This window comes from Azonexus caeni (assembly GCF_048146105.1).
Taxonomy (GTDB): domain Bacteria; phylum Pseudomonadota; class Gammaproteobacteria; order Burkholderiales; family Rhodocyclaceae; genus Azonexus; species Azonexus aromaticus_B.
In genome coordinates this window covers 22,636-36,298 of record NZ_JBKJAD010000030.1, presented here as the reverse complement: position 1 = coordinate 36,298, position 13,663 = coordinate 22,636, and the positions used below count along the sequence as shown (strand labels likewise).

Genomic DNA, 13,663 nt, shown 5'->3' with positions numbered 1-13,663 from the left:
TGACCGGCGGGCGTACTTTCTTTTTTGTGGAAAAAAGAAAGTAGCCAAAGAAAAAGCCACCCCCAGGTCGGCGCCGGGCTGCGCCCGGTCCCTTGCGCTACTCGGCGCGCCGGGCGGCTGCGGAACTCGGCCCTGCGGGCCTCAGACAGTCCTCGCCGACTTCCCCCGGCACACCTGCGTTGCTCAGCGCCTCTCAGGGGGGCCCCGAAAACCAGCGGTATGCGAAGGTTCGCGGTTGAAAGAGCGTTGCGCTTTCAGCAGTGATCGGTTTTCCGGGCCCCTTGGGAGGCGCCGAGCAACGCAGGCGTTGGCGGATAAAGGGCGAGCACTGTCTGAGGGGCAAAGCCCCGAGTTGCGCAGCCCCCGCCAACGACGAGTAGCGCAGGGCACCCGCGCAGCGGGCGCCGACCTAGGGGTGGCCTTCTTTTTGGCTACTTTTTCTTGGCCACACAAGAAAAAGTACGCCCGCCGGTCAGCGGCGGAACCCAGCGGTTCAGCAAGCAAACACGCTCGCGCGTCAGGCGCGGAAACCAGCGGTCAAAAAAACACCACCTCCCGCCGTCAACAACGCAAAACAGCCCATCAGAAGCCCCTCCCGCCCAAAGGAAACCGAAATGCTCAAAGTCGATAACCTCCACCAAGCCTACGGCGGCTCCCACATCCTGCGCGGTCTCAGCTTCGAGCTGCAGAAGGGCGAGGTCACCACCCTGCTCGGGCGCAATGGGGTCGGCAAGACCACCTTGCTCAAATCGTTGATGGGGCTGGTCAAGACCAAGGAAGGCAGCGTCACTTTCGACGGCAAGCCGATCACCCACCTGCCACCGCACGAGCGCGTGAAAGCCGGGATCGGCTACGTGCCGCAGGGGCGCGAGATCTTTCCGCGCCTGACCGTCGAAGAAAACCTGCTGATGGGGCTGGCGACCAAGCCGGGCGGCACGAAGATTCCCGAGCGCATCTTCGCGATGTTCCCGGTCTTGAAGCAGATGCTGCACCGGCGCGGCGGCGACCTTTCCGGCGGCCAGCAGCAGCAGCTGGCGATCGGCCGGGCGCTGGCCATGGGCCCGTCGCTGCTCATCCTCGACGAGCCGACCGAGGGCATCCAGCCGTCGATCATCAAGGACATCGAACGCGCCATCCGCATGCTCGCCGAAACCGGCGAAATGGCCATCCTGCTGGTCGAGCAGTACTACGACTTCGCCGAATCGCTGGCCGACCAGTACCTGCTGATGGAACGCGGTGAATTCATCATGCGCGGGCGCGGCGAGACCATGCCGCAGGACGGGGTGCGCGAGGCGCTGGCGGTGTGAGGCGAAAGCGCCGTCCGGCAGCGGATGGCGCCAGCCGGTCAGACGGCGAAGCGGCTGACCGTGCCCTGCATGCCGGTGGCGGTGTCGAGCAGTTCGTGCGCGGCGTGCGAGGTACGGCCGGCCAGGGCTTCGTTTTCCTCCGACAGCCCGGCGATCCGTTCGACGTGGTTGCGGATGCTGTCGGTGGCCACGCCCTGCTCTTCGAGCGCTCCGGAAATCCCGGCGACGACGGCGACGACACGGGCGGCGCTGTCGCGGATGCGCTGGATCGCCTGCCCCGCCTCGTTGGCCAGCGCGACGCCGTGATCGACCTGGGCGACGCCGTGCTCCATCGTCGTCACCGCCTGCCCCATGCCATCCTGAATGCCCTGGATCATGCCGGCGATCTCGGTGGTGGCGGTCGCCGTCCGCTCGGCCAGCTTGCGCACCTCGTCGGCGACGACGGCGAAGCCGCGCCCGCTCTCGCCGGCGCGCGCCGCCTCGATCGCCGCGTTGAGGGCGAGCAGGTTGGTCTGGTCGGCGATCTCGCGGATCACCTGGACGACCGAGGAAATGCGCGCCGAATCGGCGCCCAGCGCCAGGATGCGCTCGGTCGACTGGCGCACCGTGGCGGCGATTTCCTCCATGCTCGCCACCGCCTTGTGGATCACCGTCGCGCCGTTGGCGCAAGTGTTGTCGGAAGCCTGCGAAATCGCGTGCGCCTCGGCGGCGTCGCTGACCACCTGCGCCATGCTGGCGCTCACCTGCTCGGCGGCGCTGGCCACGCCGGCGGTCGCCTCGCTCTGCCCCTGCGAAGTCTGCGCCACCTGGTCGGCGGCCGCCGCCATCGTGCCGGCGTGGCTGGCGATCAGGTCGGCGTTGCGCTGGATCTCGGACAGCATGCGGCGGAACATCTCGCGCAAGTGGCGGATCGACGCCAGCAGGCTGCTGCGGTCGGCGACGTCCACCTCGATGTTGATGCCCAGGTTGCCGGACGCGACATGGCGGGTGACCTCGCAGGCGTAGCGCGGATCGCCGCCGAGCAGGCGACGCAGGTTGTGGATCACCGAGAAACCGAGAAGCGCGACGAACAGCGTCGTCAGCAGCGCCGCCGCGGCCAGTTGCCAGTAGATGCCGGCGATGATCGCGCCGGCCGCCAGTTCGTCCGCAGCATTGCGGGCGTTGGCCAGTTCCACCACGCGGTCGATCACCGCCCGGTGCTCGGCGTAGCGCGCCGCCAGTTGCGGCAGCAGGGCGTCGGCGGTGGCGCGCTGGCCGGCCTGCAGGGCCGGGATGTACTGCGCGTCGCGCAGTTCGAGGAAAGCCAGCGCCGGCCGGTAGGCCGCCTCGACCAGTTGCGCCTTCAGCTCGCCGGCCGCCAGTTGCCCCTCCCAGAAACGGTGGCGCGTCTCGAACTCCTGGCGCAGGCGCCGGCTGCGCTCGACCAGCGCCGGCAAGGCGGTGGCGTCGGCGCGACTCATCTCGTGCACCAGCAGGTAGGATTCGACCAGATAGGCCGGTGGCGGCAGAATGTCGGCGACCAGGTCCTTGCCCTCGACCAGGCGCTGGTAGATCGGCCCCTTGACCTGGACTTCGCCGATGCCGCGATAGACCAGCGCGGCAACCGCGGCGAAGCTCAGCAGGAAGGCCGCCATCAGCAGGTAAAGCTGCTTGTTCACCTCGAGCCCGAGCAACTGGCGGAAAACGTTGAGCCGCCGCCACAGCCCGCTGCGCAGCACCTGCCCGCCGACCAGGCGGACGCCGCCGCGGCCCGCCGCCAGGTCGGCGTAGAGCGCGTTCGCCGCGTCGATCTGCTGGCGCGTCGGCCGCGTTCGCATCGAGGTGTAGCCAACCACCTTGCCGTCCTGCTCGACCGGCGCGACGTGCGCGTTGACCCAGTAGTGATCGCCGTTCTTGCAGCGGTTCTTGACCAGCCCGTTCCACGGCTTGCCCCGTTTCAGCGTCTGCCAGAGGTCGGCAAAGGCCGCTGCCGGCATTTCCGGATGGCGGACGATGTTGTGGCTCTGGCCGAGCAATTCGCTTTCGGTGAAACCGGAAATGGCGACGAAATCGGCATTGACGTAGGTGATGATGCCGCGCAGGTCGGTCTTGCTGACGATGGTCGTCCCTTCGTCCATGACGACTTCGCGGTGGGTGATCGGCAGATTGGTTTTCATGGTTCCGGCCCGCGCCGCGCCCATGGTCAGGGAAGCGACGGCAGTTTGGGCAATAAAGGTGACGGGATGGCGATGCAAGAAGCACGCCTATTACGAAAGTAATAAAAACCCCATCGGACGCGGGCTGTTACCCGACCCGGAAACGAAATATCGCGTTTCCCGGCGCCAGCCCGCCGGCCCCCGTCGTGGTGCATGCACCAGGCCAAGGCAGGCGGCGAGACAACGCACCAAGACGGGGTGCGGCCGGCCGTCTAAACCTAAGTCTAATTTCGGCGCCGGACGCTTCCGGCTAACTTCTCTCCCACCGGCGATGCTCCACCAGGAGGCCGCCAGCGCGGGGCGACGACGATCGCCCGGGTCCGGGGTTGCAAGACTCCGGTTCATACAGCAAGGAGACAAGAAATCATGGCAGTACTCAACAGAATGGACTGGTACGACCTGGCCAGAAACACCAACTGGACGCCGTCGTACGTGACCGAGGATGAACTGTTCCCGCCCAAGCTGGCCGGTGAATTCGGCCTGCCGCTGAGCGCCTGGGAAAGCTACGACGAACCCTACAAGCAGACCTACCCGGAATACGTCAAGGTGCAGCGCGACAAGGACGCCGGCGCCTACTCGGTGAAGGCCGCGCTGGAGCGCAGCCGCATCTTCGAGAACGCCGATCCGGGCTGGAAGTCGGTGATGAAGGCGCACTACGGCGCCATCGCCCGCGGCGAATACGCCGCCGCCTCGGCCGAGGCACGGATGATGCGTTTCTCCAAGGCGCCGGGCATGCGCAACATGTCCACGCTCGGCTGTCTCGATGAAATCCGCCACGGCCAGATGCAGCTCTACTTCCCGCACGAGCATGTCTCGAAGGACCGCCAGATGGACTGGGCCTTCAAGGCCTACGACACCAACGAGTGGGCGATGATCGCGGCGCGTCACTTCTTCGACGACATCATGATGACGCGCGACGCGATCAGCGTCTCGATCATGCTCACCTTCAGCTTCGAGACCGGCTTCACCAACATGCAGTTCCTCGGGCTGGCCGCCGACGCCGCCGAAGCCGGCGACCACACCTTCGCCAACCTGATCTCCAGCATCCAGACCGACGAATCGCGCCACGCCCAGATCGGCGGCCCGGCCTTGAAGGTGCTGATCGAGAACGGCCACAAGGCGGAAGCGCAGAAGCGCGTTGACATCGCCGTGTGGGGCGCCTGGAAGCTGTTCTCGGTGCTGACCGGGCCGATCATGGACTACTACACGCCGCTCGAACACCGCAAGCAGTCGTTCAAGGAGTTCATGGAAGAGTGGATCGTCGCCCAGTTCGAGCGCGCCCTGACCGACATGGGCCTCGACCTGCCCTGGTACTGGGACATTTTCCTCAAGGACATCAGCCAGACCCACCACGGCATGCATCTCGGCTCCTACTTCTGGCGGCCGACCCTGTGGTGGAACCCGGCCGCCGGCGTCACCCCGGACGAGCGCGCCTGGCTGGAAGCCAAGTACCCCGGCTGGAACGACACCTGGGGCCAGTGCTGGGACGTCTTCATCGACAACGTCGTCGAAGGGCGGATGGACAAGGCTTACCCGGAAACCCTGCCCTACGTCTGCAACATGTGCCAGCTGCCGATCCTCGGCACGCCGGGCAAGGGCTGGAACGTCAAGGACTACCCGCTGGAATACAAGGGCCGCCTCTACCACTTCGGTTCCGAGGTCGACCGCTGGGTCTTCGAGCAGGAGCCGGAGCGCTACGCCGGCCACCTGTCGATCGTCGACCGCTTCCTGGCCGGCATGATCCAGCCGATGGATCTCGGCGGGGCGCTGCAGTACATGGGCCTGGCCCCGGGCGAGATCGGCGACGACGCCCACAACTACGCCTGGGCCGAGGTCTATCGCGCCCTGCGCGCCAGCAAGAAGGCGAGCTGACGCCGCCGTACCCCGAACGGCGCCGCCGCTGACGGCGGCGCCTGCAAAAAAACAGGAGACAAGAGAAATGGCCTTATTCCCCCTGACCTCGAACTTCGAGGGCGATTTCGTGCTGCAACTGGTTGCCGTCGATTCCGAGAACACCATGGACGAGGTGGCCGCCGCCGCCGCCGTGCATTCCGTCGGCCGCCGCGTGCGCGCCCGCCCGGACTGCATCATGCGCGTCCGCCGGCAGGACGCGACGGAGTTCCTGCCGCGCACGATGAAAGTGTCCGAGTCCGGCCTCAAGCCGACTGAAACCATCGAAATCATCTGGGAACCGGCGCGCCACTGAGCGCCCCCGACCACAAAAAAACGGAGAGAGACATGAGTTTCACCAAGGTTTGCACGGTCGACGACCTGTGGGAAGGCGAGATGGAAGCGTTTTCGGTCAACGGCCACGAGGTGCTGCTGGTCTGCGCCGAAGGCGGCGCGGTCAAGGCCTTCCAGGGCATGTGCCCGCACCAGGACATTTCGCTGGCGGAAGGCAAGTTCGACGGCGAGAAGATCATCTGCCGCGCCCACCTCTGGCAGTTCGCCGCCTGCAACGGCAAGGGCATCAACCCGGCCGACTGCGCGCTGGCCGAATACCCGGTGCAAGTGGAAGGCGACGACATCCTGGTCAAGACCGAGGGCATCACGCCGCTGTTCGCCCACACCTGAGCGCCGGCGATGAAGCCGATCCAGTGGTTGAAAGACCTTTTCAGGCCGGCCGCCGTCGCGGCGCCGGCCAAACCGAACGAGGAGAAGACAATGAATGCAGCAACGACGGGGCAGGCCTATCACAACAACCTGGTCGGCCCGGTGATGCGCGCCGGCGACCTGGCAATGGCGGTGATCGAAGCGGCGCGGGTAGACAACCCGGGCAAGGAGATCTTCGTCGATGACAAGCGCGCCTACATCCGCATCCACGCCGAACAGGAAATGATCCTGCGCCAGCAAACCATCGAGGAAGAACTCGGCCGGCCGTTCCGCATGAACGACCTGGAAGTGGACCTGAGTTCCTTCGCCGGCCAGATCGAAAGCCAGGACCAGGCGGTGCGCTTCTATTTCGCCAAGAAGCTCTGAGCGCCCCCGGCACACCCCAACCGAAAAGAATACGAGGAGACCCACCATGTCCGATACCCAAACGCTGAAGCCGCTCAAGACCTGGAGCCATCTCGCCGCCCGCCGCCGCAAGCCGAGCGAGTACGAGATCGTCAGCGCCAACCTGCACTACAACGACCGCGACCCGAACTCGCCTTACGAGCTCGACCCCAACATGTTCATGAACCAGTGGTACAAGAAGAACACCTTCGGTACCGCGCTCAAGCACGCCGACTGGAACGCCTTCCGCGATCCGGACGAAGTCGTCTACCGCACCTACAACATGATGCAGGACGGCCAGGAAACCTACGTCTTCGGCCTGTTCGACCAGTTCAACCAGCGCGAGCACGACAAGGCGCTCGACCCGCGCTGGGCCGGTTCGCTGGCCCGCTACTACACGCCGGCCCGCTACCTCTTCCATACCGTGCAGATGGCATCGGCCTACGTCGGCCAGGTCTCGCCGGCCAGTACCATCACCAACTGCAACTACTTCCAGATGGCCGACAGCCTGCGCTGGGTCAGCCACACCGCCTACCGCACCAAGGAACTGTCGCTCGCCTTCGCCGACAAGGGCTTCGCCGCCGACGAGCGGCGCTACTGGGAAACCGACCCGGTCTGGCAAGGCTTCCGCGAACTGATGGAAAAGACGCTGACGGTCTGGGACTGGGGCGAGGCGATCGTCGTCCTCAACCTGGTCGCCAAGCCGGCGATCGAGGAAAGCGTCCTGCGCAAGCTGGGCGAAGCGGCCCGCCACAACGGCGACACCCTGCTCGGCCTGATCACCGACGCCCAGCTGATCGACGCCGCCCGCCACCGCCGCTGGCTGGCCAGCTTCGTGCGCATGGCGCTGGAAACCCCGGGCAACCTGGAAGCCATGCAGGGCTGGATCGCCAAGTGGGAACCGCTGGCCGACCGCGCCATCGACGCCTACTGCGCGCTGCTGCCCGATGTCGCCGATGCCGCCGCGTCGGCCAAGGCGGCGACGCGCGAGTTCCGCCGTTCGCTCGGGCTCTGAACGCCCGCCCCTGACCTGCCGCACCGGGACGCCACGGCGTCCCGGGCGAGCGTCTTCGTGAGCAAGAAAGCATGAGCGACCAGGCAACAATCACCAACCGCAAGGACGGCAGCGTCTTCGCGCAGGCGGCCGACGACAGCATCCTGCGCGCCGCCCTGCGCGCCGGCGTCGGGCTGGCCTACGAATGCAATTCCGGCGGCTGCGGCGGCTGCAAGTTCGAGCTGCTGGAGGGCGAAATCGATACCCTGTGGCCGGACGCCCCCGGCCTCACTGAACGCGACCGCCGGCGCGGCCGCCACCTCGCCTGCCAGTGCCGTGCCTGCGGTCCGATCACCATCGCCGCGCCGACCGCCGCCGAATACGTGCCGCTGCTGGCACCGCGCCGGCAGAGCGCGCAACTGGCGATGCTGCGCGACATCACCCACGACATCCGCGAATTCCGCTTCGTCAGCGATGGCCCGGCCGACTTCCTGCCCGGCCAGTACGCGATGCTGGAGCTGCCGGGGGTCACCGGCTCGCGCGCCTACTCGATGGCCAACACGCCGAACGAGCAGCGCGAGTGGCACTTCCAGGTCCGTCGCGTGCCGCACGGCCAGGGCAGCCATGTCCTCTTCGACGGTCTCGCCGTCGGCGACCGCATCGGCCTCGACGGTCCCTACGGCATGGCCTGGCTGCGCACCGCATCGCCGCGCGACATCGTCTGCGTCGCCGGCGGTTCCGGGCTGGCGCCGATGCTGTCGATCGCCCGCGGCGCAGTCGAGGCCGGCCTGCTCGGCAAACGCACACTGCACTTCTTCTACGGCGCCCGGACGCCGCGCGACGTCTGCGGCGGCGACCTGCTCGCCAAGCTCGGCGCCGGCGAGCGCATCCGCTTCATCCCGGTGGTTTCGCTGCCCGGCGACGACGGCGCCTGGCGCGGCGCCACCGGCTACGTGCACGACCAGCTGCTGCCGCAACTGCCTGAGCGCCTGGCCGACTACGAGTTCTATTTTGCCGGGCCGCCGCCGATGACCTCGGCGCTGCAGGAACTGCTGATGGTTGGCCATCAGGTGCCGTTCGAACAGATTCATTTCGACCGCTTCTTCTGACGCGGTCACCGGGGGTTTGCCGCAACAGGCAAAAACAACAAACGACAAGAGGAGAAAAAACATGATGCAACAGAAACTGGCTGCCGGCCTCGCCGGCACGGCCATCATGCTGGGCGGCCAAGCCGCCTGGGCGACCGATGTCTTCCGGCTCGAAGGCATCGGCGCCGTCTCGCGCGCCATGGGCGGCACCGCCGTCGCCCACGACGTCGGCCCCGGCGGCATGCTGACCAACCCGGCGACGCTGTCGCTGATGCCGGGCGAACAGCAGGCGATGGTCGGCTTCGACCTGGTGACCACCGACATCGAGGTCCGCGACGAGGCCACCGGCGCCAAGGCGCATTCCGGCACGCACAGCAGGAACCGCGGCCCCTACGTCGCGCCGCAGGCGGCGTACAGCCGGCGCCTCGGCAACCTGGTCGTCGGCGTCGGCGCCTTCGCCCAGGGCGGGCTGGGCACCGAGTACGGCAGCCGCAGCTTCCTGTCCAACGGCACCGGCGGCGCGCCGACCGGGCTCGAGAACTCCAGCCGCCTGCTCGTCCTCGACATCCCGCTCGCCGCCAGCTATCGCGTTTCCGAGGCGCTGACCGTCGGCGCCAGCCTCGACGCCATGTGGCAGGGGCTCAACCTCGACCTGCTGCTCGGCGCCGATCAGGTCGGCAGCCTGATCGCCGGCGGCCGCGCGACCGGCGCCCTGGTGCCCGTGCTGGGCGGCATCCCGGCGCTACAGGGGGCGCATTTCAGCCTGACCAAGAACAAGTGGCTGGGCAGCGGCGTCGACGCCTGGGGCTTCGCCGGCCGCCTCGGCATGCTCTACCAGGCAAGCCCGGCAACCCGCCTGGGCGCCGCCTACACGGTCAAGAGCAAGATCGACGACCTGCAGGGCTCGGCAACGCTGACCGCCGTTTCCGGACTGGCCGGACAGATTCCGCTGGCCGGCAAGATCAAACTCAAGGATTTCCAGATGCCGGCTCGCCTCGATCTCGGCCTGCATCACCGGCTGACGCCGCAATGGGAAGTCGCCGCCGACCTGTCGCGGGTGTTCTGGGAGGACGTCATGAAGGACATCAAGGTGGCTTTCGTGGCCAACGCCGGCGGCGACCTCAACATCCTGCTGCCGCAGAACTACAAGGACCAGACCGTCTTCGCCGTCGGCACCGCCTACGCGCTGACACCGCGATGGACGCTGCGCGCCGGCGCCCGCGTCGCTTCGCAGGCGCTGCGCGGCAACACGCTGTTCGCGGTGATCCCGGCGACGCCGACCAAGCACCTGTCGCTCGGCTTCACCTACGCCTTCTCGCCGAGCAGCAAGATCGACTTCGCCTGGTCCCACGCGCTGCGCGAAAAGATGGCCAACCGCAGCCTGCCGAACACCTCGGACCCGATCAGCGTCGCGCATTCCCAGGACAACGCGACGCTCAACTACAGCCTCAGTTTCTGATCAAGCCCCAGCCCCATCCCTCCTTCGGGGCTTTTCAAGCGAGGCTTGCCTCGCTTTTTTTTCCAGAGTGTTGGATGCTTCATTTCCGTTAGTCCTTGCAATGCGTTCATGGCCAATATCACCCCGACGGGAAGACACGGCAGGGAGGCGCCCGTGAAGGGCGTCGAACTGTCGGCCGACGACCCCCTCGATGTCCGGCGCCAGAAGCTGGCGCGGATCATCCTCGATTCGATGTACCAGTTCCTCGGCCTGCTCGACGTCGACGGCAGGGTCATCGAGATCAACCAGGCGGCGCTCGACGGCGCCGGGATCAAGCTCGAGGAAGTGGTCGGCAAGCCGTTCTGGGAAGCCCGCTGGTGGGCGCTGTCGGCGGCCACCCAGGAGCGGGTGCGGACGATGGTGGCGGAAGCGGCGAGCGGCCAGTTCGTGCGCTGCGACATCGAGATCTACGGCGAATCGAGCGGCCGCCGGACGATCGTCGTCGACTTCTCGCTGACGCCGATCTTCGACGACGCCGGACGGGTCGCCTTCCTGCTGCCGGAAGGCCGCAACATCTCGGAAAAGATCGCCATCGAGGCCGAGCTGACCCGCCGCAACAACGAGGTGCACGCCGCGCTGGAGAAGCTGCGGGCGCTCGACGGCTTCAAGACCAAGTTCTTCGCCAACGTCAGTCACGAGTTGCGCACCCCGCTGACGTTGATCCTCGGCCCGGTGAACCAGTTGCTGCAGGAGGCGGGCCGTTCCGAGCGCGAGCAGTCGCGGCTGCTGACGATCAAGCGCAACGCCCAGGCGCTGCTGCAGCAGGTCAACGACCTGCTCGACCTGGCCCGCATCGACGCCGGCGAGATGCCGCTGGTGTATGTCTGCGCCGACATCGTGGACCTGGTGCGCGAGGTCGCCGCCGGCTTCGACGCCGCCGCCGAGGAGCGCGGCATCGCGCTGAGCTTTGCCGGCGCCGAGGAAATCTACGCCGACATCGACCGCGCCAAGTTCGCCCGCGTCGTCACCAACCTGCTCTCCAACGCCTTCAAGTTCACGCCGCGCGGCGGGCGCATCCGCTGCACCTTCGAGCGCCTGCCCGGCGAGCGCCTGCTGCTCGGCATCCAGGACAACGGCCCGGGCATCCCCGACGCGCTGAAAGGTCAGGTCTTCGACCGCTACGCGCAGGGCACCGAGGAGCTGTCAGCCAAAGGCAGCGGGCTCGGGCTCAACATCGTCAAGGAGTTCGTCGAGCTGCACCACGGGACGATCTCGCTGCTCGACGCGCCGGAGCGCGGCGCCCTGTTCCAGATCGAACTGCCCTTGCGCGCGCCGGCCGGTGCCTACGTCAGGAGCCGCGACGCGGGCTGGACGCCGGCCCTGCCGGCGATCGAGCTGCCGCGCCAGTTCGACGCCCCGCGCCGCCCGGAAAACGCCGGCCAGCCGCGCGTCGTGATCGCCGAGGACAACCCCGACCTGCGCCAGTTCCTGCACGACGTGCTGGCCGACGACTACCAGGTGACGCTGGTCGAGAACGGCGGGCTGGCGCTCGACCTGGTCTGCGCCGAACCGCCCGACCTGGTGATCACCGACCTGATGATGCCGGAGATGGACGGCGAGCAGTTCATCCACGAACTGCGCCGCCGCCAGACATCGCACATCCCGGTCCTGGTGCTTTCGGCACGCGCCGACGACGCGCTGCGCGAGACGCTGCTCGAAGGCTTCGTCCAGGACTACCTGACCAAGCCCTTCTCGCCGCAGGAACTGCGCGCCCGCGTGCGCAACCTGGTGATCGTCAAGCGCAGCGTGGACATCCTGCAGAAGGAACTGAACTCGCAGGCCTGCGACATCAGCGAACTGATGGTCGGCCTGATCGCCAGCCGCAAGTCGATGCAGGAAGGCATGCGCGCGCTGCAGGTTTCCGAGCGCCGCTGGCAAGGGTTCTACGAGAACACGGCGGTCGGCATCGCGCTGGCCGATGCCGACCGCCGGATCATGAAGGCCAACCCGGCGCTGCAGCGGATGCTCGGCTACGGCGCCCGGGAAATCGTCGGCCTCTCCTTCGTCGACATTTCCGACGACGCCGACAAGGCGGCGACGCGCGACAACGTGCATGGCCTGCTCACCGGCAACCACGGCAGCTACCAGCTGCAGAAGCGCTACGAGCGGCGCGACGGCAGCCATCTGTGGGCCAAGGTCTGCGCCTCGGTGATCCCCGAGGTCGACCAGGAAGGGCCGCGCGTCGCCGTCATCGTCGAGGACCTGACCGCCCAGAAGAGCGCCGAGGACGCGCTCGCCCGGACGCAGACCGACCTCGCCCGGGTGTCGCGGCTGACGACGATGGGCGAGCTGGTGGCGTCGATCGCCCACGAGGTCAACCAGCCGCTCGCCGCCATCGTCACCAACAGCCACGCCGCGCTGCGCTGGCTGGAGCGCCCGGAGCCGGACACCCAGGAAGTGGTCGCCGCGCTGCAGCGCGTGCATCGCGACGCCGTCCATGCCGGCAATGTGATCACCCGCATCCGCGGTTTCCTCAGGAAGGGCGACCTGAAACGCCAGGCGATCGACGTCCCGGCGATGCTCGACGTCCTGCTGCAGATGCTGCGCCGGCCGCTCGCCGAAGCGGCGGTCGGTTGCGAAGTCCGCATCGCGGCGCCGCTGCCGCCGCTGTGCGGCGACCAGGTGCAGTTGCAGCAGGTCATCCTCAACCTCCTGGTCAACGCCATCGACGCCCTGCGCAACCAGGACGCCACCGACCGCCGCATCGTCGTCGAGGTTGCCGGCGACGCTGGCGGCGGCGTCCAATTCGCGGTCGCCGACAACGGCCCCGGCGTCCCCGCCGGGCAGGCGGCGACCATCTTCGAAGCCTTCTATTCGACCAAGAGCGACGGCCTCGGCATGGGCCTGGCGATCAGCCGCTCGATCGTCGACAACCACGGCGGCAAGCTCTGGCTGGAAAGCCCGGCGGCCGGCGGTTCGCGCTTCGTCTTCCTGATCCCGGCCAGCCCCCGATGAAACCCGCCCTCGACACCTCGCCCACCGTTTATATCGTCGACGACGACGCGTCGATCCGCGAATCGCTGAGCAGCCTGATCCGCGCCGAAGGCATGAAGGTCGAGGTCTATGCTTCGCCGCTCGACTTCCTGGCGCTCGACCGGCTGAAGGACTTTTCCTGTCTCGTCCTCGACGTCCGCATGCCCGGCATCGACGGCCTGTCGCTGCAGGACGAGCTGGTGCGGCGCGGCTGGACGCTGCCGATCATCTTCATCACCGGCCACGGTGACGTCCCCGACGCGGTGCGGGCGATGAAGGCGGGCGCCATCGACTTCCTGAAAAAACCCTTCGAGGACTTCGCCCTGCTGCACGCCATCACCTCGGCGCTGTCCAACGTCAGCAGCGCCTTCCACAAGCGCCTGGAAACCGAGGAACTGCAGGCCCGCTACGACCAACTGACGCCGCGCGAGAAGGAAGTGCTGCTGCAGGTGATCCAGGGCCGCGCCAACAAGGTGATCGCCCTCGAACTCGGCATTTCGGAAAGCACGATCAAGGTGCACCGGCACAACGTGATGAACAAGATGCGCTTCCGCTCGCTGCCCGAACTGACGCTGGCGATGCAGCGCCTGCTGCCGCAGTGAGGCCCGGCG

Annotated in this window: 11 protein-coding genes; 10 read left to right on the top strand and 1 reads right to left on the bottom strand. The window is 67.3% G+C overall.

The window, feature by feature from the left end; genetic code table 11:
- Positions 1-614 precede the first annotated feature (614 nt).
- Entirely contained in the window at positions 615-1,307 is a 693-nt protein-coding gene (urtE, locus tag ACLIIZ_RS19515) for an urea ABC transporter ATP-binding subunit UrtE (RefSeq protein WP_416695043.1), read from the top strand.
- A 38-nt stretch (positions 1,308-1,345) separates the two neighbouring features.
- On the opposite strand, the gene ACLIIZ_RS19510 is transcribed toward urtE, so the two are convergent.
- Entirely contained in the window at positions 1,346-3,463 is a 2,118-nt protein-coding gene (locus tag ACLIIZ_RS19510) for a methyl-accepting chemotaxis protein (protein ID WP_416695040.1), read from the bottom strand.
- 405 nt (positions 3,464-3,868) lie between these two features.
- On the opposite strand from ACLIIZ_RS19510, the gene ACLIIZ_RS19505 reads away from it, so the two are divergent.
- From ACLIIZ_RS19505 to ACLIIZ_RS19465, 9 genes are all read left to right on the top strand, one after another.
- On the top strand, positions 3,869-5,374 hold the full coding sequence (locus ACLIIZ_RS19505) for an aromatic/alkene/methane monooxygenase hydroxylase/oxygenase subunit alpha (protein WP_416695037.1): 1,506 nt from the start codon (positions 3,869-3,871) through the stop codon (positions 5,372-5,374).
- A gap of 67 nt (positions 5,375-5,441) precedes the next feature.
- Entirely contained in the window at positions 5,442-5,708 is a 267-nt protein-coding gene (locus ACLIIZ_RS19500; RefSeq protein ID WP_416695034.1) for a toluene-4-monooxygenase system B family protein, read from the top strand.
- A 32-nt stretch (positions 5,709-5,740) separates the two neighbouring features.
- Positions 5,741-6,076, top strand: coding sequence for a Rieske 2Fe-2S domain-containing protein (locus ACLIIZ_RS19495; protein ID WP_416695031.1), 336 nt, complete (start codon positions 5,741-5,743; stop codon positions 6,074-6,076).
- Positions 6,077-6,166: 90 nt separating this feature from the next.
- Positions 6,167-6,481, top strand: coding sequence for an MmoB/DmpM family protein (locus ACLIIZ_RS19490; protein ID WP_374324829.1), 315 nt, complete (start codon positions 6,167-6,169; stop codon positions 6,479-6,481).
- Between the two features lie 46 nt (positions 6,482-6,527).
- The gene (locus ACLIIZ_RS19485) at positions 6,528-7,514 is read left to right on the top strand and encodes an aromatic/alkene monooxygenase hydroxylase subunit beta (protein ID WP_416695028.1); all 987 of its coding nucleotides are present in this window, start codon (positions 6,528-6,530) and stop codon (positions 7,512-7,514) included.
- Between the two features lie 71 nt (positions 7,515-7,585).
- The gene (locus ACLIIZ_RS19480; protein ID WP_416695025.1) at positions 7,586-8,602 is read left to right on the top strand and encodes a 2Fe-2S iron-sulfur cluster-binding protein; all 1,017 of its coding nucleotides are present in this window, start codon (positions 7,586-7,588) and stop codon (positions 8,600-8,602) included.
- Positions 8,603-8,663: 61 nt separating this feature from the next.
- A complete protein-coding gene (locus tag ACLIIZ_RS19475; RefSeq protein ID WP_416695022.1) occupies positions 8,664-10,040 on the top strand; it encodes an OmpP1/FadL family transporter in 1,377 nt (458 codons plus the stop codon).
- Positions 10,041-10,193: 153 nt separating this feature from the next.
- On the top strand, positions 10,194-13,034 hold the full coding sequence (locus tag ACLIIZ_RS19470; protein ID WP_416695020.1) for an ATP-binding protein: 2,841 nt from the start codon (positions 10,194-10,196) through the stop codon (positions 13,032-13,034).
- On the top strand, positions 13,031-13,654 hold the full coding sequence (locus ACLIIZ_RS19465) for a response regulator transcription factor (RefSeq protein WP_416695017.1): 624 nt from the start codon (positions 13,031-13,033) through the stop codon (positions 13,652-13,654). The genes ACLIIZ_RS19470 and ACLIIZ_RS19465 overlap by 4 nt, the downstream gene beginning before the upstream one ends.
- The last annotated feature ends 9 nt before the right edge of the window (positions 13,655-13,663 follow it).

Bases quoted from the DNA above. Each gene is read 5' to 3' on its own strand.
- urtE (WP_416695043.1), top strand. From the start codon at position 615: ATGCTCAAAGTCGATAACCTCCACCAAGCCTACGGCGGCTCCCACATC.
- ACLIIZ_RS19510 (WP_416695040.1), bottom strand. From the start codon at position 3,463: ATGAAAACCAATCTGCCGATCACCCACCGCGAAGTCGTCATGGACGAA.
- ACLIIZ_RS19505 (WP_416695037.1), top strand. From the start codon at position 3,869: ATGGCAGTACTCAACAGAATGGACTGGTACGACCTGGCCAGAAACACC.
- ACLIIZ_RS19500 (WP_416695034.1), top strand. From the start codon at position 5,442: ATGGCCTTATTCCCCCTGACCTCGAACTTCGAGGGCGATTTCGTGCTG.
- ACLIIZ_RS19495 (WP_416695031.1), top strand. From the start codon at position 5,741: ATGAGTTTCACCAAGGTTTGCACGGTCGACGACCTGTGGGAAGGCGAG.
- ACLIIZ_RS19490 (WP_374324829.1), top strand. From the start codon at position 6,167: ATGAATGCAGCAACGACGGGGCAGGCCTATCACAACAACCTGGTCGGC.
- ACLIIZ_RS19485 (WP_416695028.1), top strand. From the start codon at position 6,528: ATGTCCGATACCCAAACGCTGAAGCCGCTCAAGACCTGGAGCCATCTC.
- ACLIIZ_RS19480 (WP_416695025.1), top strand. From the start codon at position 7,586: ATGAGCGACCAGGCAACAATCACCAACCGCAAGGACGGCAGCGTCTTC.
- ACLIIZ_RS19475 (WP_416695022.1), top strand. From the start codon at position 8,664: ATGATGCAACAGAAACTGGCTGCCGGCCTCGCCGGCACGGCCATCATG.
- ACLIIZ_RS19465 (WP_416695017.1), top strand. From the start codon at position 13,031: ATGAAACCCGCCCTCGACACCTCGCCCACCGTTTATATCGTCGACGAC.